The organism is Pseudoalteromonas sp. NH0006-46 (assembly GCF_057547735.1).
Genome location: NZ_BAAJML010000003.1, coordinates 124,036 through 147,378 on the forward strand (window position 1 = coordinate 124,036; position 23,343 = coordinate 147,378).

Here is a 23,343-nt window from a genome sequence, read left to right on the forward strand (position 1 = left end):
ATTAAGCTAGTTTCTTATTTTCTTGTGTTTGACGTTCTAATTTTTTAGCAAGTTCACTAAGCATTTCTCGCGTAACAAGTACAATGCCTTTTTTTGATACCCTAAAGCCATTCTCTTCATCTGTTTTGCGATCAAAGCCTATTTCAAGCCCTGCTGGTATTTCACAACTTCTGTCTATTATTGCACGTTTAATTTTACAACCGCGGTTAATAATAGCACCCGGTAAAATAACCGATTGCTCAATTTCACAAAATGAGCGCACATGCACGTTAGAAAACAACAATGATTTTCTTACTGCCGAACCCGAAATAATACACCCACCAGATACGGTAGAATCAAGGGCCATTCCTCGTCTGTCGTCATCATCAAATATAAATTTAGCGGGAGGTAATTGCTCTTGGTATGTCCAAATTGGCCACGCTGGGTCGTATAGGTCAAGTTGAGGCTCTGGCATAACAAGCTCCATGTTAGCCTCCCAAAATGAGTCGAGTGTTCCTACATCGCGCCAATAAGGCTGACCTTCCTGTTGAGGGTCTCTAAATGGGAATGCAAAAACGTTATGCTCTTCAATAATTGCAGGGATTATATCATGCCCAAAATCGCGGCCTGAGCCTTCATTTTCTGCATCTTTCTTAAGTTGCTCAAATAAGAACTCAGTATTAAATATGTAGTTACCCATGGATGCTAAACATGTACCCGGCTTGCCTGGCACTGAGCTTGGCATAGCTGGCTTTTCATCAAAACGGCAAACACGGCTTTCTTCATCTACCGTCATCACGCCAAAGGTATCTGCAGCTTCTTCAACGGGTACTTCAATACAACACACGGTCATATCGGCCCCTTTTTGAACATGCTCAGCAAGCAATGCACCGTAATCCATACGATAAACGTGGTCGCCTGATAAAATCATTACATATTTAGGCAACTCATGACGAATAATATCCATATTTTGAAAAACAGCATCGGCGGTACCGCAATACCATTCATCACCATGGCGTTGTGATGCAGGTAATATTTCAACCGATTCACCCAATTCCTTTTTAAAGTGTCCCCAAGCTCTATTTACGTGGCGAATAAGTGAGTGAGATTTATATTGTGTTGCTATACCCACACGCCTAACACCCGAGTTAATACAGTTAGACAAAGGAAAATCAATAATTCTGTGTTTACCACCAAAGTATACGGCTGGCTTTGCACGCCAATCGGTTAATTCGTGCAGGCGAGAACCACGACCACCAGCAAGTATTAACGCATACGTTTCTCTAGTTAGGCTACTTATGTAGCGATTTGCATAATTAGGCATACTTTTCTCTCCATTTATCTAACTTTTAGTGGCTTTACTGGTAGCTGTCGTTGAGTCAGTGTCACTAGTATTGAGTGGGGTTAAATGCCAAATGTCGTCACTGTATTGGCTTATGGTCCTATCACTTGAAAATATGCCACTGGCAGCGGTATTTAAAATACTCATTTGCGTCCAATAAGCTTGATCAGCATAGGCTTTATCTACTTGCTTTTGTGCAGATACGTAGCTTTCGAAATCGTGTGCAACAAGCCATGGATCGTGTGGGCTCTTAATTGCGTTAATTACATCGTCAAATAGGCAAGGTTCAAATAAATTAAAGTGTCCGCTTTCTAGCAAATGCATGACATTGGCTAAATCGCTATTTTGCTCAATTAAATGTGCGGGGTTATAACGCGATTTAATATCATCAATCTGATGCGCTTCAGCGCCAAATAAGAAGAAATTATCAGCACCAACAGCATCTCTAATTTCGATATTGGCACCATCTAACGTGCCAATAGTTAATGCACCATTCATCATAAACTTCATATTACCTGTGCCTGAAGCTTCTTTACCGGCTGTTGAGACTTGCTCAGACAAATCAGTAGCGGGACAAATAACTTCCATGGCTGTGACATTATAATTAGGTAAAAAAGCCACGCGTAAGTACGATGACGCTAGTGGGTCTTTATTGATCACATCTGCTACATTATTGATTAGCTTAATTATTTTTTTAGCCATGTAGTAACCCGGTGCAGCTTTACCACCGAGTAAAACACAACGAGGCACGAGTCCTTGCGTGTCGCCACGACGAATGCGGTCATATAAATGGATAACATGGAGGATATTTAGTAGCTGACGCTTGTACTCATGAATGCGCTTAACTTGAACGTCAAACATCATAGACACATCAAACTCTACACCACAGCGCTCTTTAACTAAATCAACTAAACGTTGTTTGTTTATTACTTTGGCGTTTTGCCACTGTGTTTGAAATGATGTGTCATCATAAAAACGGCGTAACTGATTTATTTGAGCAAAGTCGCGTACCCAATCGCTGCCTATTTTCTCACTAATCAATTCACTCAAGGTTGGGTTACAATGGGCAAGCCAGCGGCGAGGTGTAACCCCATTGGTTTTGTTATTAAACTTATTTGGCCATAGTGCATAAAACTCTTTAAATAAACCGGCTTTTAATAGTTCTGTATGCAGTGCAGCAACACCGTTAACTGAATAGCTACCCACAATGGCTAAATAAGCCATGCGGATTTGCGGTTCGCCACCTTCTTCTATCAGTGATAGCTCTCGCTGTTTATCAACATCACCAGGCCAATGCTGTGCAACGTCTGCTAAAAAACGTGCGTTTATCTCAAATACTATTTCTAAAATACGCGGTAACAATTTTGAAAATAATGAAACTGACCATTTCTCCAACGCTTCTGGTAATAACGTATGGTTTGTGTAGGCCATTGTTTTTGTAGTTATTTGCCATGCATCATCCCAGTCGAGCTCGTAATCATCAACTAAAACACGCATGAGTTCTGCAACTGCGATACTTGGATGGGTATCGTTTAATTGAAAAACATGATAATCAGCAAAATCAGTGAAGATTTCACCATGACCATTCACCCACTGATCAACAATATCTTGAATACTTGCTGATGATAAAAAGTATTGTTGGCGTAGTCGTAGCTCTTTACCATTTTCACTGCTGTCGTTAGGGTAAAGTACCATGGTAATTTGTTCGGCTAAGTTTTTTTGTGCAACCGCTTCGGAGTAACTACCTGCATTAAATTCGGTTAGGTTAAATTCGTCAGTCGCTTCTGATTTCCATAAGCGTAGTGTATTTACTATATTATTTTTATAACCAGGAATGGGCACATCGTAAGGCACTGCTAACACATCATGGCTACTAACCCACTGGCGGTGCTCTCGACCCTGTTTATCGGTATAACTATTTACATAACCACCAAACTTAATACGCTTAGAATGCTCGGGGGCACTCAGCTCCCAAGGATGCCCTTCGCGTAGCCAATTATCGGGTTGCTCTATTTGATTACCGTCACTGATTGATTGGTTAAACATTCCGTATTCATAACGAATACCATAACCAACAACGGGTAGAGCTAAACTTGCGCAGCTATCTAAAAAACATGCCGCTAAGCGCCCTAAGCCACCGTTACCAAGACCCGCGTCGTGCTCTGCATCTTCAATTGTTTCAATTTTAGTGCAGTACTCTTGCAATGCCGATGAAACTTGATCTTCTAAATCAAGATTTAATACCGCATTGCCCAGTGCGCGCCCCATTAAAAATTCAAGTGAAAGGTAACTCGTTTTTCTGCTTTTTTGCTGTTTTATTTTTTTATTAGTTTCTCGGCACCGCGCAACCAAACGATCGCGGATCGTTAATGCTAATGCATGGTATAAATAAAGCTGCGATTCGCCGACTTTATCTCGACCTAGGGTGTAATAAAAATGGCGTGTTAAATCATCTTTTAAGGTGCTTTCGTCAATCACAGGGCCTTCTTGCCACCCTTTTACAACACATACTTGTTCAACTTGCTTAGCCATTAGCTACGTCCTCTAAGTTAGCACTAAAAACCCAACTACTCTGTGCAGAAATTTCAACGGTTGCATCTTGGTGAGTTATTAAAGATGCATTATTTACACTTGATAAAACCATTTGCCACGGTGCATTAATAGGTGATGCAGGTAGCTGGCAAAAAATAGTTTTTTTACTGGCATTAAATACAATAAGTAATGCATGCTTATTTTGCTTATCAAGTAAGCTGTACATTAAAAATTGACGCGAATTTTCATGCCAATGCGAATCTGTCATGGTTTTTCCTGTTTCGGTAAACCATTTAACGGTAAAACGCTCATCTATGTCTTCTAAAAATACACTGTGTTTGAATGCGCTGTGCGCACGCCTAATTTTAAGTGCATCGTCTATAAATTGAGTTAATGAATGATTAAGTTGTGATTCTTTCCAAGCAAGCCAACTCGTACGATTATTTTGACAATATGCATTGTTATTGCCTCCTTGCGAGTGCCCTATTTCACTGCCAGCAGCAATCATAGGAACACCTTTAGAAAGAATTAATGTAAGCAAAAAGTTTTTTTGTTGTTGTAATCTTAATGCGGTTATTTTTTCATCATTGCTAAAACCTTCTACTCCGCAATTAAATGAGTAATTAGCACTGTGGCCATCTCTGTTATTCTCACCATTTGCTTCGTTGTGTTTATGCTCGTAACTCACTAAATCTGCCAGCGTAAATCCATCATGACTGGTTATGAAATTAATACTGTTTAATGGGCCACGTTGGCTGTGCTCAAATATATCAAACGATCCATGCAAGCGTTTAGCTACACTGGCTATAATGCCTTCCTCACTTTTCCAAAAACGACGAATTACATCTCGGTATTGGTCATTCCACTCTCGCCAAGGTGGAGGAAAAGCCCCAAGTTGATAACCGCCTGGGCCAATATCCCATGGCTCACCAATTAACTTTACCTTGTTTAAAACAGGGTCTTGAGCAATGGTTTGCAAAAACGTATGCGCTGAACTAAATCCTGATTTAGAGCGACCGAGTATTGTTGCTAAATCAAACCTAAAGCCATCAACACCCATTACTTCAACCCAATATCGCAAGCTATCGAGCACTAGCTGCAACGTTTTTGGGTGATCAATATTAATAGTATTGCCACACCCCGTATCGTTTATGTATACATTAGGTTGTGCTTCTGCTGTGCGGTAGTAAGCAAGGTTGTCTAACCCACGCAATGACAAAATAGGACCATCGTTGCCCGCTTCGGCTGTATGGTTATAAACAACATCTAAAATAACTTCGATATCTGCAGCATGAAGCTCCTTAACCATCTGTTTAAACTCGTTAATATCGTCGTTTACTAAATAGTCTTTATGAGGAGTAAAAAAGTTAAGCGTGTTATACCCCCAATAATTTTGTAGGCCTTTGCCTGTTAAAAATTGCTCGCTAATAAAAGCATGCACAGGGAGTAGCTCTATTGCTGTTACTCCAAAGCTTTTTAAATGTTCAATAAAAAACGGATGGCTCAATCCTAAAAACTTACCTTGCAAAGCTTTAGGTATTTGAGGGTGACGACACGTAGTCCCTTTTACATGACACTCATAAATGACTGTTTGCGACCACCTGTGATTCGGTTTTTTATGTTCATATGAAACAAGTGATGACACTTTTGATTTTGGTATATCAATGGCATTGTTAACCGTACTTTTGGTGCCTATCGGCATTTGTCCATAATGGCGCTCACTCCATGTAAACTCACCAAATAAATCTTTTGCGTAAGGGTCAATTAATAATTTATGTTCATTAAATAGCATCCCAGTATTTGGATTGTATTCACCCTCAACCCTAAACCCATACAGTGCCCCAGTATTAAGCGGTGCAATATGAACACTCCATATACCGCCTTCGTTTATATTCATAGCCACTTTAAGTATTTCAGAGTGGCCACTTTTATCAAATAAACACACATACGCTTGTGTCGCATTTGGCGCATACAATGAAAAATTAACACCATTTGCATGCAAGCTTGATCCGAGGGGCTCAACAAGGCCGTGAGTGACTTCAAATTGATTACTCATCTTGTACCTTTTGCAAATATATTGTGGTTAAGCCACCCATAGCAATCGTGATGCTTTGGTTAAAACCATGTTGAGGATTATCGTTAGTGACAACTGTATTTGATTGGTTATGCGATACTTTAATACCCGAACCAAAAAAATCGCTTTCATCGGTGTTCATGATTACTTTATAAACGCCTTTGCTCGGAACGCCCAAGGTATATTCTTGATATGACATAGGCGTAAAGTTTGCAATCACAACTATAAAGTCATGGGCATTTTTAGCATAACGTACAAAACTTAAAATGCTTTGCTCGTTATTATTGTTATCAATCCAATCAAAACCTGCGGCACTTGAATCAAGTTCATAAAGCGCGGGTTGATTTTTATAGACCTGATTTAACGTTTTTACTGTCTGCTTTATACCTTTATGACTTTCATGTTCTAGCAAATGCCAATCAATAGAATGATCATGCCCCCACTCAGCCCGTTGAGCTATTTCACCACCCATAAATAATAACTTTTTGCCTGGGTGTGCCCACATAAATGCATAATAAGCACGTAAATTTGCGAATTTTTGCCAATCATCGCCTGGCATTTTTTCAATTAGCGCGCCTTTCCCATGAACAACTTCGTCATGGCTAAGCGGTAAAATAAAGTTTTCACTAAATGCATACACCATCGAAAACGTAATTTCATGATGGTGATGTTGCTTAAAAAGTGGATCACGCTGCATATATAATAAGCTGTCGTTCATCCACCCCATATTCCATTTATAGCCAAAACCTAAGCCATTATGCTCTACACTTTGTGTGACTCCCGGCCAAGCAGTCGACTCTTCTGCCACCATCATAATGCCAGGGTTGTTTTTATAACTGCGTAAATTAACTTGTTTGAGGCACTCAATGGCACCGAGGTTTTCGCGACCGCCATAACAATTAGGTATCCACTCTCCCTCTTTGCGGCTGTAATCTAAGTACAGCATTGACGCAACGGCATCAACCCTCAAACCATCTAAGCCAAATTGATGAAGCCAATACATTGCATTAGAAATTAAAAAGCTCTTAACTTCTGGGCGATCATAATTATAAATATACGTGTTCCAATCTGGATGAAAGCCTTGGCGCATGTCGGCATGTTCGTACAAGTGTGTACCATCAAATCGATGTAAACCATGGGGATCGCTTGGAAAATGCCCCGGAACCCAATCAAGTAAAATACCTACGTTGTATTTATGGCATTGCTCTACAAAATACTTAAAGCTGTTGTAATCACCAAAACGACTGGTCGGCGCGAATAATCCGACTGGCTGATATCCCCATGAACCGTCAAACGGATATTCACTTATGGGCATAAGCTGCAAGTGGGTAAAGTTCATTTCAAGCGCGTAGCCTACGAGTTTGTCGGCAAGCTCGATATAACTCAAATAACGATTATCTTCACCACGCTGCCACGACGCTAAGTGCACCTCATAAATACTGATTGGTGCGTCTATATGATTGCGCTTTTGCCTATTGCTGATTGCTTGTTCACTTAGAGTTATTGCTTCTGGTTTGAACTGCAGAACACTTGCGGTACCTGGTGCCTGTTGCATTTTAAAAGCATAAGGGTCTGCTTTCTCTATTACCTCACCACTTTGCGCTGTGATAGCAAATTTGTAGCACATGTCTGCTTTGAGTCCGGGAACAAATAATTCCCAAACACCACTGGCAGGATGAAAACGCATGAAATGCCGGTTTGCTTGCCAAAAATTGAACTCGCCAATAACAGAAACACTGGCGGCATTAGGTGCCCATAAACAAAAGCGAACGCCATCTACATCTTGCTGGTTAGTGAAATGTGCACCAAAGTGCAAGTATGCATGCTCTAAGCTGCCTTCGTTAAATAAGTACATGGCATCAGTATCAAGCTCACTTTTAAAACTATACTCATCAAAAAACGTACTCGAAGTGTCGCTATATTGGGCAGTACATAAATAAGGCGAGTCAGGTAACTGGCTTATATAGGCTATAAATAAGTCACTTTGCTTATATCGTTGTGTTTCGACTAATTTGTTATTTATTGTTAGAGAAGCGCTTTGTGCATCGGGTAAATATAAACGCACCTCTGCATTTGATTCATTTACTTTATGTGCACCTAAAAAGCTAAATGGGTCTTTAAATCGTCCCGTGCCAAGCGCATTAACTTGCGCATCGTAGTCAGCGTTTTGAGATTTAGATAATACCGAACTATTTGAAGCTGTACTGCTCATTTAACCTTTCCTTATTGAATCGATTGCAGCTAAAAGCGTGGCGTTGTTTGCAAAAATTTCTTCACATGTATGTGTTAATACACGTCGCCAATTTGGATACTCTTTGTCTGTACCAGGAATATTCACCGGGTATTGCTGTTCATCTAAATCATCTATTTGTAAAGCAAACAACCGAGAGTCTGAGCCAGCTAAGCACTGACTAAGTGCACCATAAACCGACTTAGCATCGCTGTGTATGGTTAATTTAAGCCCAGCCGAAGCATTAATAAAACGCAGCAACCGTATTTGCTCATCAGCTCTTTGGTCGGTTAATTGCGTTGATTGTGCGTTGTCAATTAATTGGTATTTTAGCTTTATAGCTATGTCATCGTGCTGCCACCAGCCTGTAAATGGAGGTACATCGTGGTTTGCAATCATTAATAAACACTGAGCGGGTAATTTGTGTACCGGTAAAAAGTCACCGTCGTTATGCTTTTCAAAATAAAATAAACTGTTTGAAAAAATACCACTGCATGACAAAGCATGCTTTACCTCTGGTGGAACAATGCCTAAATCTTCGCCTATAACTATACTTTGATTAATATGCGACTCTATTTTCAAAATAGCCAGCAAATGTTCAAAGGGGTAATAAATATAGCAACCATCTTGCTGACCGTTATTTTCAAAACACCACCATAAACGACGAATAGCCATAACATGGTCGATTCTTAACCCGCCTACATTCTGCATATTTTCACGAATTAATGAACGGTAAAACGAGTAGTTATCATGTGCTAAACTTTGCGGGTTTAAAGCCGGCAACCCCCAATTTTGACCACCTTCAGCCCAAGGGTCAGGTGGTGCGCCCACACTGGCATTATCAGCAAATAATGATTGTTGTGATTTGAACTCAACACCGTCGCCGGCGCACCCAACAGCTAAATCATTAATCAAACCTATTTTCATACCCCCCTGCACACAACGCGCTTGACATAAACCAAGTTGTAAATGCGCTTGCCACTGAAGGTAATAGTCGAAAAGAGGATTTTTTGATTCTAAAGTTTGTAACGTTGGCTGATGTTTGTCGCAAAAAGCATTAAATGCGTCACGGCGTAGTTTGCTGGCTGTTAATTCGAAGTGGTTATACAGTGCCTTAAACAATTTGTATTTAACGCAACTAACATTCTCGTAATTAATAAACTGTTTACTGTTATTTAGAAGTAAAGTAGCTTCATTACTTTGCATAATTTTTGTGATTTCAGCATTATTTTTACTGTCTTCACATAAACCAATCGATATATATAAAGGGTTTAGTAAAGCACGACTATTAGGGCTGTATGGGCTTGCACGCTCAGGCATGTCGCAGAACAACAAATGCAGAGGGTTGAGCAAAATGTAATCCATATTATGCTCACTGCATAAATCTACAAGCGTAAGTAAGTCTGAAAAGTCTCCAATTCCTAATCTTTCATTGTTTTTAAGCGTATATAACTGAATCGACAAACCCGTTTTTTTTGTATCTTCAACCTGAAAAACACGCTCAGGTACAGACCAAATTTCGGTGCTTGAATGGTGTTCGCCTACATTAATACTCACTTGGTAATACCCTGCAGGCATGACTGGTATAGGAAGCGCAATTTCAATGTAACGGGCACCATTGAAGTGGTATTCACCTGTGACTGTTAAATTAGTAAGGTCAGTAAACTCACACTGTATACCAAGTTGTGCAACACTTACTGATGCAGTTTGGCCAAGTTGTCTGTCATCTATTTTAACTTTTAAATAACAGTCTGTTTGTTCAACTAAGCTTACATTTGGCAACAATTGCATCCAAGGCAGTACATCAAGCTTGTAATTTAATTGAGCTATTTTGTTATGATCGTAAGTATTGATTCCGCAGCATTGCAAGGCACGCTTACGGGTATCTTCACTAAAAAATATTTGCTCGCCTGTGTACTTGGTAAATTCATAACCAATGCCATGTAAGTAAAACAACTGCGAAAGTTCATTCATTTACAGGCCTTAATTGATACGTTGGGTATTTACAATACTATTTTCAGTGCCAAAACTGTTAGCCTCATAAGCGTCCGCTTTATGATCGTTATCCCAAAATTCGCCATTTATCAAATAACGAAAGTGGTACTGTTGATCTAGGGGAAGGCGTTGTTTGCATTTAAACACACCTTGTTTTTTATTAAGCTTCATTGGCACGGGTTGCCAACTATTAAATTCACCAATTAAACAGACTTCTTGTGCGTCCGGGTGAGCAAATTCAAAGGTGATTTCCGCTTCATCTTTTGTTTTAAAAAAACGTTTATGCAACATAGTAGGCTCCAACTAAACAGTAAAAGGTATTTAATTATTGCCACAGGGCCTGTTTTAAAGTTGGCGATGTGGGATTGTATTCATTCAAACTTTGAGCTTACCGTAGTAAAGCAAATTTTTGTTTACGCTTTATTACAGTGCAAGCAATCTTTTTATCGCACTTTATTAGTGCATAAAATATGAAAACATAGACATTAAGAATGACATACACAACATAGAGCAATTTTTAAACCAATTAGAGCAATTGTAGGCATTTAATATTTATCTCTAATACTCTGATAAATCAATTCAAGCCGACCAAATAACTTGTTTGATAAACTGCTTTAGTTACGTATTTACTTAAGTGATAATACACAGCAAGTTAACACTCTGAAATATCGTAAATTTCATGTTGAAAAAAAGCATTTTATTAACTATGGCTGTTATTTTTATAGTTGCAATAGTGTCTACCATTAGTTCAATTTATACCCTATACAGTAAAAAAGAAATCACATTCGATCCTAAGCTTAAAGAAATATCAGGCATTGAATTTGATAAGCGTAATCGCTTGTGGGCAATTAACGACGGTGGCGACGAACCTAAGCTTTACCGCTTGAATAAAGATGGGTCGATTGCGCAAGAAATTTTAGTCTCAAATGCTAAAAACATTGATTGGGAGGACATGACACAAAATAAATTTGGTCATTTCTTTTTAGGTGATTTTGGTAACAATAAAAATGATAGACGTTGGCTAACTATTTATAAAATAGAGAATCCAATCGATATTAAAACCGACTCAACAAAGGCCGAAATAATAAAGTTTACCTACCCTGAAATGGATGGCAGCCCAATAAAACCAAGCAATCGTAATTTTGATCTTGAGGCGTTTGTAGCCCTGGGTCGCCACCTATATTTATTCACAAAAAATCGCACTGAGCCTTTTGATGGCATTACAAATCTATACAAAGTAGGCGACCACGCAGCTAACTTTAAAGCGCAATTAATTGGATCTTTTAAAACCTGTACAACAATGGAAAAACTGTGTTGGATCACGTCGGCAGCGTTAAGTCCAGATCGTAAAAAACTCGTGCTACTCGACTCTACCAGTATTTGGTTATTTGAAAACTTTGAAGATGATCAGTTTTTCTCTGGTGATGTATCTAAAATAGATTTAGGCATCATTACACAAAAAGAAGCCATCACCTTCTATGACGACAATACAATTGTATTCACAGATGAGGAGTTTAAGGGCATAGGGGGTAACGCCTACTTCATAAAACTTGATACAGCAAAAAAAGTAATTGTTAAACGCGCTAACCCTATACTTAAATAAGCTATAAATTCATAAATGAAATACATTAACGCTTAAACTTGGTCTCTAAAATAACCGAAGAAGTTGTGCGTTCCACACCATCTAAATTACCAATATCATCGAGTAAATGACTCAACTTTTCTAAATTCTGTGCTTGGACCACTGCAATTAAGTCAAACTCACCACTAATAGCATAAAGCTGCGATATGGCATCAATTTGCTTTAATTCAATATTCGTTTTTGTAGTCAGCTTTTGAATCACTTTAATTGATACATGTGCCGATACCATTTTACTTAAAAAAGCATCGCCATAATCAACGCTATAACCTTTAATCACACCCGTTTCTTCTAATTTAAGCATCCTACTTTGTACTGTAGATCGAGATAAATTAAGGAGCCTAGCTAAATCAGAAATACTCGCTCTGGCGTTTGTTTTAAGTATAGAAAGTAGCTTTTCATCTTGAGGTGTTATCATATTGGCAATTAATTTCGTTATTTTGATTTTTATTTTAGTCATTTTTCACAAAATAGCACTACAATTTTAACTTCCAACCTTCGATAATGAGTCTCAACATAAAATAATTATTAGTTTGCTGAGGCGTAATGGCTTAACTCCTCTTTACATTAGCAACTAACATTTCAATCTAGCCCATATAATTTAGGTGTAATGATGCAAGTAACAAGAGATTTATTTAACGACGTAATGGTACCGAACTACAATCCTTCAGCTGTTATTCCAGTTCGCGGTGAAGGTTCTCGCGTGTGGGATCAAAATAACAACGAATTTATTGATTTTGCTGGCGGTATCGCAGTTAATTGTTTAGGCCATTGTCACCCTGCTCTTGTTAATGCACTTAAAGAGCAAGGTGACAAAATTTGGCACTTATCAAATGTAATGACTAATGAACCTGCACTTCGCCTTGCAAAAAAAATGGTTGATGCGACGTTTGCCGAAAAAGTTTACTTTGCAAATTCGGGAGCAGAAGCGAACGAAGCAGCACTTAAATTAGCACGTCGCTTTGCACTTGATAAATTTGGCGCAGAAAAATCACAAATCATCGCATTTAACAAAGGTTTTCACGGCCGCACTTTTTTTACCGTGACGGTAGGTGGTCAAGCAGCCTATTCAGACGGTTTTGGGCCTAAACCGGGTGACATTGTCCATTGTGATTACAATGATCTAGCAGCATTTGAAGCACTTATTAGTGACAAAACATGTGCTGTAATGATGGAACCACTTCAAGGTGAAGGCGGTATTATTTCTCCAACAAACGATTTTGCCAAAAAAGTACGCGAGCTGTGTACTAAACATAACGCATTACTCATTTTTGACGAAGTACAAACAGGTGTTGGCCGAACGGGTGACTTATATGCGTACCAAGGTTTAGATGTTATTCCTGATATTTTAACAAGCGCTAAAGCATTAGGTGGCGGATTTCCTATCGGTGCAATGATCACAACAACAGACATTGCTGCTCATCTAAAAGTAGGGACGCATGGGTCAACTTATGGTGGTAACCCACTGGCGTGTGCAGTAGCAGAAGCTGCCTTTGATACTGTTAATACTGAAGATGTATTAAATGGCGTAAAGGAACGTGAGCAACTATTTCGCGAAGGCTTAACTGCAATAAACGAAAAATACAATGTGTTTAGCGAAGTGCGTGGTAAAGGTTTATTAATTGGTGCTGTATTAAACGAGCAATTTGCAGGACGTGCACGCGACTTTTTAGTGGCGAGTGCTAACAATGGGTTAATGAACTTAGTAGCAGGTATGGATGTGATTCGTTTTACACCTTCTCTAGTGATCCCATTTGAAGATATTAAAGAAGGCTTAGCACGTTTCGATAAAGCAATTAACGATGTTGTAAACGGTTAATAAAGTTAAATTAGCACGGCTTGCCGTGCTACTGGAGCATGCACTAAATGCAAGTATTACGTCCTATTACAGCCAACGATTTCGATGCGCTTAAACAAATTGCTATCGAATCTGGCCATGGGTTTACTTCTTTACCTGTTGATGACGAACAGTTAAAAGACAAAATTAGCCGCGCTGAAAAAAGCTTTGCTAAAAATATCAATAAGCCGATAGATGAAAGCTATTTATTTGTCTTAGAGGACAGTGAAACCGGTCAAGTGATTGGTACAACGGCAATTGAAGCGGCGGTCGGCTTAACAGTGCCCTTGTATCATTATCATTTGGGTAAAACGGTTCATCACTCCCCTACGCTTAATGTTTACAACACGGTAGATATTTTGAGCATGTGTAATGATTACACCGGTTGCTCTGAAATATGTACGCTGTTTTTACGGGAAAACAATCGCAAAGGTTTAACCGGCCGCTTTTTATCGCGCTCACGCTTTTTATTTATGGCCCAGCACAGCGAACGTTTTGCCGATACCGTGATTGCTGAAATGCGCGGTGTGAGTGACGAACACGGCCACTCACCATTTTGGCAATGGTTACAAGAACATTTTTTCAGTATTGAATTTCCACAAGCCGATCATTTAGTCGGCCTTGGCGATAAAGTGTTTATTAGTGAACTCATGCCTAAGTATCCTATTTACGTAAACTTATTAAGTAAAAAAGCTCAAGCAGTCATAGGCCATGTGCATGAAAAAACTAAGCCAGCCTTAAAACTTTTAGAAAAAGAAGGGTTTGAACACAGAGGTTACGTTGACCTTTTTGATGCAGGCCCAACTGTAGAAGCAAAGCTAGGTAATATTAGAAGTGTTAGAGAGTCGCAAGTTTGCCCAATTACTATTGGCGAGCTTGAGCACATTAGTGAAAAAAGCTCAGATACACTTGCTGTATGCAATCAAGGAGTGAGTGGTTTTAGAGCTACATTTACTCAGCATGCACATTACAACCATGCCAAACATACATTGGTGATCAGCCAAGACGTTGCTGACGCCCTCAATTTAAGTCAAGGAGATGCAGCCCGATTCTTTCGACTGTAAATACACTTATGAACACACAACTAATTAATAACCAGTGGCACAGCGGCCAAGGGCCAGCATTTACATCTGTGAACCCAAGTAACGGAGAAACTGTTTGGCAAGGCAATGGCGCGAATGCAGATCAAGTAAATAGTGCTATTAAAGCAGCAAGAACTGCACAATTATCATGGGCCGATACACCGCTGGAAGCGCGAATTGCCCTACTAGAAAACTTCGTACAGCAGTTAAAAGAAAACAGCGAAGAATTTGCCACTATTATAGCCCGAGAAACAGGAAAGCCACTTTGGGAAACGCGCACAGAAGTGGGCGCAATGACGGGTAAAGTGGCTATTTCAATTAAAGCCTACAATGAGCGCACAGGCACAACCGAAAATCCAATGCCAGGTGCAAAAGCGTTTATACGCCATAAGCCTCACGGTGTTGTTGCTATTTTTGGCCCATATAACTTTCCGGGGCATTTACCCAACGGCCATATAGTCCCGGCTATTTTAGCGGGAAACACCGTAGTATTTAAGCCCTCTGAGTTAACACCACATGTGGCTGAGTTTACATTATCACTTTGGTTAAAAGCAGGTTTACCTGCAGGTGTTATAAACCTTGTTCAAGGTGAAATAGAAACCGGTAAGGCCCTTGCTTCTCATCAAGACATTGATGGGCTATTTTTTACCGGCAGCTCCAATACCGGACATTTACTACATAAACAATTTGCAGGCCATCCGGGTAAAATTTTGGCACTTGAAATGGGCGGTAATAACCCATTAATAGTTAAAAATGTAGCCGATGTAAGCGCTGCAGTACACGATATTATCCAGTCAGGTTTTATCACTTCAGGTCAGCGCTGTACCTGTGCTCGCCGTGTGTTTATAGAAAATTCAGCAAATGGCGATGCCATTTTAGAAAAACTTATTAGCGCGACTAAAAATATTGTGGTTGACGATAGCTTTGCAACAGAGCAACCATTTATGGGCGCAATGATAAGTGAAAAAGCAGCCCTTGGTATGGTTGCTGCGCAAAATGAGCTTCTTAAAAAAGGCGCTACCTCTCTAGTTGAATTGAAACATTTAAAAGGTGGAACAGGCTTTGTTAGCCCAGGTATTATTGATGTAACACACATTACAGATATGCCGGATGAGGAACATTTTGGCCCTTTAATTAAGGTATACCGATATACTGAATTTAATAGCGCCATTGCCGAAGCTAACAACACCAGCTTTGGACTATCAGCCGGGTTACTAGCTGACAACGAAGATGATTACGCACATTTTTTAAAACGCATTCGTGCAGGTATTGTTAACTGGAACCGCCCTATTACTGGCGCTTCAAGTGCCGCACCATTTGGCGGTATTGGCGCCAGTGGTAACCACAGAGCAAGTGCGTATTACGCAGCCGATTACTGTGCATACCCTGTAGCTTCTGTTGAATCAGATAAAGTGAACCTACCGCAAACCCTCGCACCGGGCTTAATAATAGAATAAATAAAGTAACCAAATTTAAGGATTGACCATGCATACAGATGTAAACACATTATTTGAAAATCTTTGGCAAAATTATGTTGAAGTAACTCCGTCGGCTGACAAAATTCATTCACTGTTAGGCTCAACGCAGCAAGACGATATTATTAACGACCACATTGCACTTCGTACATTCAATATTGAAAAAGTAAACCTTGAAAAGTTAGCTGCGCACTTTTTGGCAATTGGTTACAAAGAGTGTGGTGAATACCATTTTGAAGCAAAAAAACTGTACGCTAAACACTACGAACATACTGATCCATCGCAACCTAAAGTATTTATTTCTGAACTTTTAGTAGAAAAGTGCTCACCAGCACTTCAAGCAATCGTTACTGACATGGTTGAGCAAATAGATGAGAGCGCCGTTACAGCTGATAATTTTCTATATTCAGGTACGCATTGGCAAGTGTCTACAGATACTTACAAACAACTACTTGCTGAGAGTGAATACGCTGCATGGATGTCAGCTTGGGGATACCGAGCCAACCATTTCACTGTAAACATTAATACGCTTGCTAAGTTTGATAACATTCACGATGTTAACCAAGCACTTAAAGATGCCGGCTTTACGCTTAATACATCAGGCGGTGAAGTAAAAGGCTCGCCAGAGGTGCTACTAGAGCAATCATCAACACTGGCTGATGAATACGCTGTCAGTTTTAGCGACGACGACATGCGCATTCCTAGCTGTTTTTATGAGTTTGCAATACGATACCCTAAAGCTGATGGTGAACTTTACACAGGCTTTGTTGCAGCGTCTGCAGATAAAATATTTGAAAGCACCAACGCACGATAATTTGATGAAAATAAAAAAAGCCCTTACGGGCTTTTTTTATGCTCACTAACTTAAGCATGCAGATAAAATACCTACATCATAAAAACAAGGGTTTATAATCGTTTTCTAGTTGCTCAAACGATAAGTCACCAATAAAGCGCCCAAAACTCAGCCATGTTGCTAGCCCGCGTAAATCTTTAAAATGCGGGGGAACAAACTTAGGGCTTTCAATTACACCTAAATCATGAAGCTGAGAAATTAACCTAAAATCATCAATAGACAACTTACCGACTAATAACAGCGGTAACTGATCGATGCGCCCTAACTGAATTGCCACGCGTATTAAGTTATACACTAAAACAAAGCCTTTTATGTAGGCAATGTCTTTAGTAAACGGTAACCCTGTTGCTGTGCTGCCTCTAAATACACGCTGAGCTAACGTATAACTATCGTCTTTAGATACTCCTTGAGCTACGTAATCTCGGTATATATCAACAAATTCAGCACCATCAATTACTTTGGTGACTGCTTGAATTCGATTAACCAGTTTCGATAAGCGCCTAGGGGTAGATTTTAAGGTAATAATTTCAGTTAATACGGCTAACCCCTCTTGTGTCACTGTTGAGCTTGGTGTGCCCTTGCTCAAACACGTTAAATAAGGTTGGGCTAAACCATTTTGAGTCGTGCCCACATGAATCCACCCTTCATGTACTTCTAATATATCTAATTCACGTTGTGAGAATTTCACATCTTGGTTTAGCTTTATATTATTAGCACCTGCTGCTGCGTCGCTTACAATCCCATCGCTCAACATAACCTCTACATTTATGCCTGGCATACTGGCATTAACTTGCTCAGATAAAATTCGCACCGCGTCGCTAGCAACTATATTTTTAGGATCATCGGGTAAAATGTCAGCCATTAATAAATTTTGCAGTGGTTGCTCTAACATATTCGCTAGCTCAGAGAGTGAAGGCTCACCCGCATGAAATAAATCTTTAGGATGACCAAAAAGCTCAACTGATAAATCGTGAAATTCTGGTGTACCCCGGTACTCCAACATACTTAATACCGTTTTATATTCGCCACACATTTTACCCATATATTGAGAGATAGGGTTTAACTGACCTAACTGGTTAATAATGTTTCGGTGTAATGTTGAAAAGGCCTGGCGTAACTCACTAGGCACAAAGCCTAAATCGCGCTGTTGGTAGTATGCACGATCTATAAGGGGATTTTTTTGACACTTTTGCCTAAAAAATTCCTCTTTGATCTGTTTATCCCAATTTATTGCATCAAGAATTCGAATAGGTGTTTGAAGTGCAATTAGTTGATCTGATAACTCACGAGTTTTAAGCAGTAACGCCTTGTCTATCATGGTGAAAGCTCAATAAAAAATGAACCATGAGCATAATTTATAAACAGTAAATCGCAAAGCATTATCAATCAATTTTATCTGTTGTTTTTATGCTGATCGACCCTCATAACAAATACGTATTGAATCTTAAATTAAAGGTGCAAAATATGAAAAATGAACTCGACAACAAACAAATACTTGCCGTATATGAGCGAATTCAAAAGCGCGGAGAGATAAACGACGAAGGTAAGCATTATCAGGGCGTTACAGCGTTTTCAGATATTGATGGTTACACAATTTATTTACAAGGTAGTGGCGTACTTTTACGCTTTGGCTTTCATAATACCTATCATCTTGATTACGAACACGATAAACATAAAGATGATTTTTTAAAAAAATTAAACAACATTGCTAACGAAGACTAATGTATCCACGAAAAGTAAGAAAGCGCAGCGACAGCAAGCTCAACACAGCCTTTATAAACCAAGTTATAGCTGCGCTTAAGTCAGATCCATCAAAACTCACTATCATTCAAAAAAATCTCGAACAGTACAGAGACCAACGCCATTTAAAACGCGGGTTTTTACTTGCTATAGAGCGCTTTGATTGGGTTTTTGAGGCAAGCGATGATGTTAATTTTATCTGTGACCAAATCTTAGCTGACGACTATATAGGAAATCGCCTGAGACGTTATCCTCTTTTATTCAAAGGTGTTGTTGGCGAACAACAATAGTAACCTTGTTTATACAAAAGAAATTTATTTGCAATTCATGTAACTAATACCAAGCGGTTTTGTTTATTAGGTTTGAAATTAGCGTGGTTAGTAATACTTAGCCAGAGCTAACTATCTTGTCGTGTCCTATCTAGAAACATAAGCAACACTTATCTTGAGCAGTTGCTTGCCTAAGTTATTAGTGCACTAAGTAATTGTTGAGTTTGCGCCCACTTGCTGTAAAAAAATACTATTAGTACTCTAATTATTACCACTCAAGTAATTTTATTCATCTTTTATTTAAGAACAATAAGTAAAGAAATAATTACACTTTCAAATATTTAAACCCAATAACTTAAGTTACTGTTTTAAATTAAAATTAATCAACTACCACATCCTCTAGCGTCCCTACTCCTTCTGTTAGTTTTATTAATAATTCATCTACATTTTAGTATCTGACTATTTACTTCACCCTTGAATTGTTAGAGCTATTACCTTAAGCTTATCTTTATTGAACGTTCAATTAATAAAAATTATGCCTAAAGTTGGAATGGAACCGGTCAGGCGTCAACAGTTAATTGACGCAACAATTGAGTCAGTGGCGATGCGTGGGTTACAAGCAACCACCATTAACAGCATCAGTAAAAATGCAGGTTTATCGTCAGGCATTATTAGTCATTACTTTGGTGGTAAGCAGGGGTTGATAGAAGCAACTGTTCGTTATTTGCTTTCTAATCTTAAAAAAGACCTTATTGAAAAAGTTAGCCATAACACCAGCGCTACACAGCGCCTAATGTTTATTGTTGAAGCTAACTTTGCGCTTGTACAACAGCGCAGTGATACCACCAAAACTTGGTTGAGCTTTTGGGCGCAATCAATGCACGATGATGAACTTCACAGACTGCAAAATGTAAACAGTAAACGCTTGCAAAGTAATTTAGCATTTTCGTTTAAGCAATTAATGCCTATTAAGCAAGCAAAACAAGCTGCTGAACTTAGCGCCGCTATGATCGATGGCCTATGGTTAAGAGCAGTTCTTAGTAAATCAGACAAAAACCAGTTTAAACACAGTGAAACTTTAGCAAAGAGCTATGTAAATTCACTCATCAAGCAATATGGAGCCTAGCGTGAGCACACCAGTCTATCAAAACTTTATTAATGGCCATTTTCTTGCTAACCAAAGCGGTGAAACTTTTGATGTAACTAACCCTGCAACAGGTGAAGTTATTTACCGTGTTGAAGTTGCCGATGAATTTGTTCAAAACGCAGCGATTGAAAGCGCAAAACAAGGTTTTGCACAGTGGTCTAAAATGGCCCCGATTGAACGCAGCCGTATTTTATTAAAAGCCGTTGCAATACTTCGCGAGCGCAACGATGAACTAGCTTTAATAGAAGTGCTTGATACCGGTAAACCAATGCAAGAAGCAAACTGTGTTGATATAGAAACCGGCGCTGATGTAATCGAGTACTTTGCAGGCCTAGCACCGGCACAAGTGGGTCAACAGCAAATGGTGGGCGAAGACTTTTACTACACTCGTAAAGAGCCACTAGGAATTTGTGCCGGTATTGGTGCATGGAACTACCCACTACAAATAGCATGTTGGAAATCTGGCCCTGCCCTTGCTGCTGGCAACGCATTTATTTTTAAACCATCTGAAGAAACACCACTAGGCGCTATTAAACTGGCCGAAGTATTTGTTGAAGCAGGTGTACCTGCTGGCGTATTTAACGTTGTACAAGGTGCAGGTGACGTAGGCCAATGGTTAACCTCGCACAGTGAGATTGACAAAGTGTCGTTTACTGGTGAAGTAGGTACAGGTAAAAAAGTAGTAGCAAGTGCTGCGGGTACCTTAAAAGACGTAACAATGGAGTTAGGTGGTAAATCGCCGCTTGTTGTATTTGATGATGCAAATATAGGGCAAGCAGTAAGCGCAGCCATGCTAGGTAACTTTTATACGCAAGGCGAAATTTGCACTAACTGTACACGTATTTATGTTCATAAAAATATATATCAGCAATTTATTAATGAGCTTAAAACGCGTACAGAGCAAAATATTATTGCTGGCGATCCGCAAGATTTAAATACTAACTTTGGTGCGCTTATCTCTAAAAAGCACCAAGACTTAGTAATGAGTTATGTTAATAAAGGGATTGAAGAAGGCGCAACACTGCTTACAGGTGGTTCAACGCTTTCACCTGAATCTGCGCCTAATGGCTACTTTGTTGCACCTACCGTGTTTATTGATTGCAACGATGATATGACTATCGTTAAAGAAGAAATATTTGGCCCAGTAATGAGCGTACTTGTTTTTGAAGACGAAGACGATGTTATTGCACGTGCCAATGGCACTCACCTAGGCTTAGCTGCAGGCGTATTTACGAGCGACATTAAACGCGCACACCGTGTTATTCATCAATTAGAAGCGGGTATTTGTTGGATTAATGCCTATGGTAACTCACCTGCTGAAATGCCTGTGGGTGGTTATAAGCAATCAGGTATAGGCCGTGAAAACGGAATAGAAACACTTGATCATTACACGCAAACCAAGTCTATTTATGTGGGCATGGCCGACATAGAAAGCCCGTTTTAAGGTGGTAACTATGAGTAATCATTACGACTATATTATTGTTGGTGCAGGCTCTGCGGGTTGTGTTTTAGCAAATCGCTTATCTGAAGATTCAAGCAACAAAGTGCTACTGCTTGAAACTGGCGGCAGTGATAAAAGTATTTTTATAAAAATGCCAACGGCGTTGTCTATTCCTATGAATACTGACAAGTATGCTTGGCAGTTTCACACTCAGCCAGAGCCATACTTAGACAACCGTGAAATGCATTGCCCTCGCGGTAAGGTACTCGGTGGCTCATCATCGATTAATGGCATGGTTTACGTACGTGGCCACGCAAAAGATTTTGATGAGTGGCAACAGCACGGTGCTAATGGTTGGGACTACCAATCGTGTCTACCGTATTTTCAAAAAGCGGAAAGCTTTTACCTTGGTGAAAACACATACCGAGGTGGTAAAGGTCCACTTGGCGTTAATAACGGTAACGAAATGCAAAACCCGTTGTACACCACATTTATAAAAGCCGGTGTAGAAGCAGGTTATGCTAGCACAGACGATTATAACGCATCGCAGCAAGAAGGCTTTGGCCCAATGCACATGACCGTTAAAAACGGTGTGCGCAGCTCGGCTTCTCGTGAATATTTAGACCCTGTAAAGTCGCGTAGTAATTTAACTGTCATTACCGGCGCACTTGCTCAAAAAGTGATTCTTGATGGTAAAAAAGCCACAGGTATTGAGTACAAAGTTAACGGTCACGTTCAAACAGCTCACGCGGCAAAAGAGGTTGTTTTAAGTGCTGGCCCTATTGGCTCTCCGCATATATTACAGCTCTCTGGTATTGGCGATAAAGACACCCTTGAAAAAGCGGGCGTTGCAGTTAAACACCACTTACCGGGTGTGGGTCAAAACTTACAAGACCATCTTGAATTTTACTTTCAATACAAATGTAAGCAGCCAATTACACTAAACGGCAAGTTGGGCCTAATTTCTAAGGGCTTAATTGGTGCTAAATGGTTCTTTACCCGAAAAGGTTTAGGCGCAACTAACCACTTTGAGTCGTGTGCATTTATTCGCTCAAAGCCCGGTGTTGAATGGCCTGATATTCAGTATCACTTTTTACCAGCCGCTATGCGATACGATGGCCGTAGTGCATTTGCAGGTCATGGTTTTCAAGTTCACGTAGGTCATAACAAACCAAAAAGCCGTGGCAGCGTAACTATTCAATCAGCTAACCCTGAGCAGCCACCACAAATTTTGTTTAATTACTTACAGCATAAAGACGATATTGAAGGCTTTAGAGCCTGTGTGCGTTTAACTCGCGACATTATTGAGCAAAGTGCCTTTGATGATTACCGTGATGAAGAAATTCAACCAGGTAAACATATTCAAACAGATGAAGAAATAGATGCTTTTGTACGCCAGGCCGTAGAAAGCGCTTACCACCCTTCTTGTTCATGCAAAATGGGGGAAGACGACATGGCCGTAGTTAATTCAAATACGCAGGTGCACGGTATTGAAGGTTTACGTGTTGTTGATTCGTCAATATTTCCGACAGTACCTAACGGTAACCTGAATGCCCCTACAATCATGGTTGCAGAAAAAGCGGCAGACATCATTTTAGGAAACGTTGCTTTACAAAAAGCAAATGCTGATGTTGCTATGACTCAAAACTGGCAAGAAACACAGCGTGCAGCAAAAATTTAATCAGCTACTTGTAGGGTTAGTCTCGTC

General features: G+C 39.7%; 18 protein-coding genes. 10 read left to right on the forward strand and 8 right to left on the reverse strand.

Features of this window, described 5'->3' with window-relative positions:
* Position 1: 1 nt before the first annotated feature.
* From glgC to AC27I2_RS08390, 6 genes are read right to left on the reverse strand one after another with little or no spacing between them, the layout of a single operon-like run.
* On the reverse strand, positions 2 to 1,303 hold the full coding sequence (gene glgC / locus AC27I2_RS08365) for a glucose-1-phosphate adenylyltransferase (RefSeq protein WP_058552342.1): 1,302 nt from the start codon (positions 1,301 to 1,303) through the stop codon (positions 2 to 4).
* An 18-nt stretch (positions 1,304 to 1,321) separates the two neighbouring features.
* Positions 1,322 to 3,853, reverse strand: coding sequence for a glycogen/starch/alpha-glucan phosphorylase (locus tag AC27I2_RS08370; protein WP_487203977.1), 2,532 nt, complete (start codon positions 3,851 to 3,853; stop codon positions 1,322 to 1,324).
* Positions 3,846 to 5,909 (reverse strand): glycogen debranching protein GlgX, encoded by a 2,064-nt coding sequence (glgX, locus tag AC27I2_RS08375; protein ID WP_487203978.1) that lies wholly within the window; start codon positions 5,907 to 5,909, stop codon positions 3,846 to 3,848. Before glgX ends, AC27I2_RS08370 begins: the two co-directional genes overlap by 8 nt.
* Complete coding sequence (gene glgB, locus AC27I2_RS08380; RefSeq protein ID WP_138528996.1) at positions 5,902 to 8,139, reverse strand: 1,4-alpha-glucan branching protein GlgB; 2,238 nt, start codon at positions 8,137 to 8,139, stop codon at positions 5,902 to 5,904. The genes glgX and glgB overlap by 8 nt, the downstream gene beginning before the upstream one ends.
* Entirely contained in the window at positions 8,140 to 10,131 is a 1,992-nt protein-coding gene (gene malQ / locus AC27I2_RS08385) for a 4-alpha-glucanotransferase (protein ID WP_138528998.1), read from the reverse strand. It lies immediately after the preceding gene.
* Positions 10,132 to 10,140: 9 nt separating this feature from the next.
* Positions 10,141 to 10,443, reverse strand: coding sequence for an isoamylase early set domain-containing protein (locus AC27I2_RS08390; protein WP_008127875.1), 303 nt, complete (start codon positions 10,441 to 10,443; stop codon positions 10,141 to 10,143).
* A 388-nt stretch (positions 10,444 to 10,831) separates the two neighbouring features.
* Here AC27I2_RS08390 and AC27I2_RS08395 point away from each other — a divergent pair, with 388 nt between their 5' ends.
* Positions 10,832 to 11,755: a hypothetical protein gene (locus AC27I2_RS08395; RefSeq protein WP_487203979.1), complete on the forward strand. Its 924-nt coding sequence runs from the start codon at positions 10,832 to 10,834 to the stop codon at positions 11,753 to 11,755.
* A gap of 25 nt (positions 11,756 to 11,780) precedes the next feature.
* On the opposite strand, the gene AC27I2_RS08400 is transcribed toward AC27I2_RS08395, so the two are convergent.
* Positions 11,781 to 12,209: an Lrp/AsnC family transcriptional regulator gene (locus AC27I2_RS08400; RefSeq protein WP_058404217.1), complete on the reverse strand. Its 429-nt coding sequence runs from the start codon at positions 12,207 to 12,209 to the stop codon at positions 11,781 to 11,783.
* Positions 12,210 to 12,404: 195 nt separating this feature from the next.
* On the opposite strand from AC27I2_RS08400, the gene AC27I2_RS08405 reads away from it, so the two are divergent.
* From AC27I2_RS08405 to AC27I2_RS08420, 4 genes are read left to right on the forward strand one after another with little or no spacing between them, the layout of a single operon-like run.
* Positions 12,405 to 13,610, forward strand: coding sequence for an aspartate aminotransferase family protein (locus tag AC27I2_RS08405; RefSeq protein ID WP_138529000.1), 1,206 nt, complete (start codon positions 12,405 to 12,407; stop codon positions 13,608 to 13,610).
* 47 nt (positions 13,611 to 13,657) lie between these two features.
* Complete coding sequence (astA, locus tag AC27I2_RS08410) at positions 13,658 to 14,692, forward strand: arginine N-succinyltransferase (RefSeq protein ID WP_058404180.1); 1,035 nt, start codon at positions 13,658 to 13,660, stop codon at positions 14,690 to 14,692.
* An 8-nt stretch (positions 14,693 to 14,700) separates the two neighbouring features.
* Positions 14,701 to 16,167, forward strand: a complete 1,467-nt coding sequence (astD, locus tag AC27I2_RS08415) for a succinylglutamate-semialdehyde dehydrogenase (RefSeq protein WP_487203980.1) — start codon at positions 14,701 to 14,703, stop codon at positions 16,165 to 16,167.
* Between the two features lie 28 nt (positions 16,168 to 16,195).
* Complete coding sequence (locus AC27I2_RS08420; protein WP_058552352.1) at positions 16,196 to 16,999, forward strand: DUF1338 domain-containing protein; 804 nt, start codon at positions 16,196 to 16,198, stop codon at positions 16,997 to 16,999.
* Positions 17,000 to 17,075: 76 nt separating this feature from the next.
* Here AC27I2_RS08420 and AC27I2_RS08425 read toward each other — a convergent pair whose 3' ends face one another.
* Entirely contained in the window at positions 17,076 to 18,356 is a 1,281-nt protein-coding gene (locus AC27I2_RS08425) for a flavohemoglobin expression-modulating QEGLA motif protein (protein WP_487203981.1), read from the reverse strand.
* Between the two features lie 146 nt (positions 18,357 to 18,502).
* Here AC27I2_RS08425 and AC27I2_RS08430 point away from each other — a divergent pair, with 146 nt between their 5' ends.
* The 5 genes from AC27I2_RS08430 (at position 18,503) to betA (ending at position 23,316) form a co-directional block, all read left to right on the forward strand.
* Positions 18,503 to 18,760, forward strand: coding sequence for a DUF3081 domain-containing protein (locus AC27I2_RS08430; RefSeq protein ID WP_058552354.1), 258 nt, complete (start codon positions 18,503 to 18,505; stop codon positions 18,758 to 18,760).
* Entirely contained in the window at positions 18,760 to 19,068 is a 309-nt protein-coding gene (locus tag AC27I2_RS08435; RefSeq protein WP_487203982.1) for a hypothetical protein, read from the forward strand. The genes AC27I2_RS08430 and AC27I2_RS08435 overlap by 1 nt, the downstream gene beginning before the upstream one ends.
* A 529-nt stretch (positions 19,069 to 19,597) precedes the next feature.
* Positions 19,598 to 20,173, forward strand: coding sequence for a transcriptional regulator BetI (gene betI, locus AC27I2_RS08440; RefSeq protein ID WP_201020862.1), 576 nt, complete (start codon positions 19,598 to 19,600; stop codon positions 20,171 to 20,173).
* A gap of 1 nt (position 20,174) precedes the next feature.
* Positions 20,175 to 21,638 carry a betaine-aldehyde dehydrogenase gene (gene betB, locus AC27I2_RS08445; RefSeq protein WP_487203983.1) on the forward strand — a complete coding sequence of 488 codons (1,464 nt, stop codon included), beginning with the start codon at positions 20,175 to 20,177 and terminating at the stop codon, positions 21,636 to 21,638.
* A gap of 10 nt (positions 21,639 to 21,648) precedes the next feature.
* Entirely contained in the window at positions 21,649 to 23,316 is a 1,668-nt protein-coding gene (gene betA, locus AC27I2_RS08450) for a choline dehydrogenase (protein WP_487203984.1), read from the forward strand.
* The last annotated feature ends 27 nt before the right edge of the window (positions 23,317 to 23,343 follow it).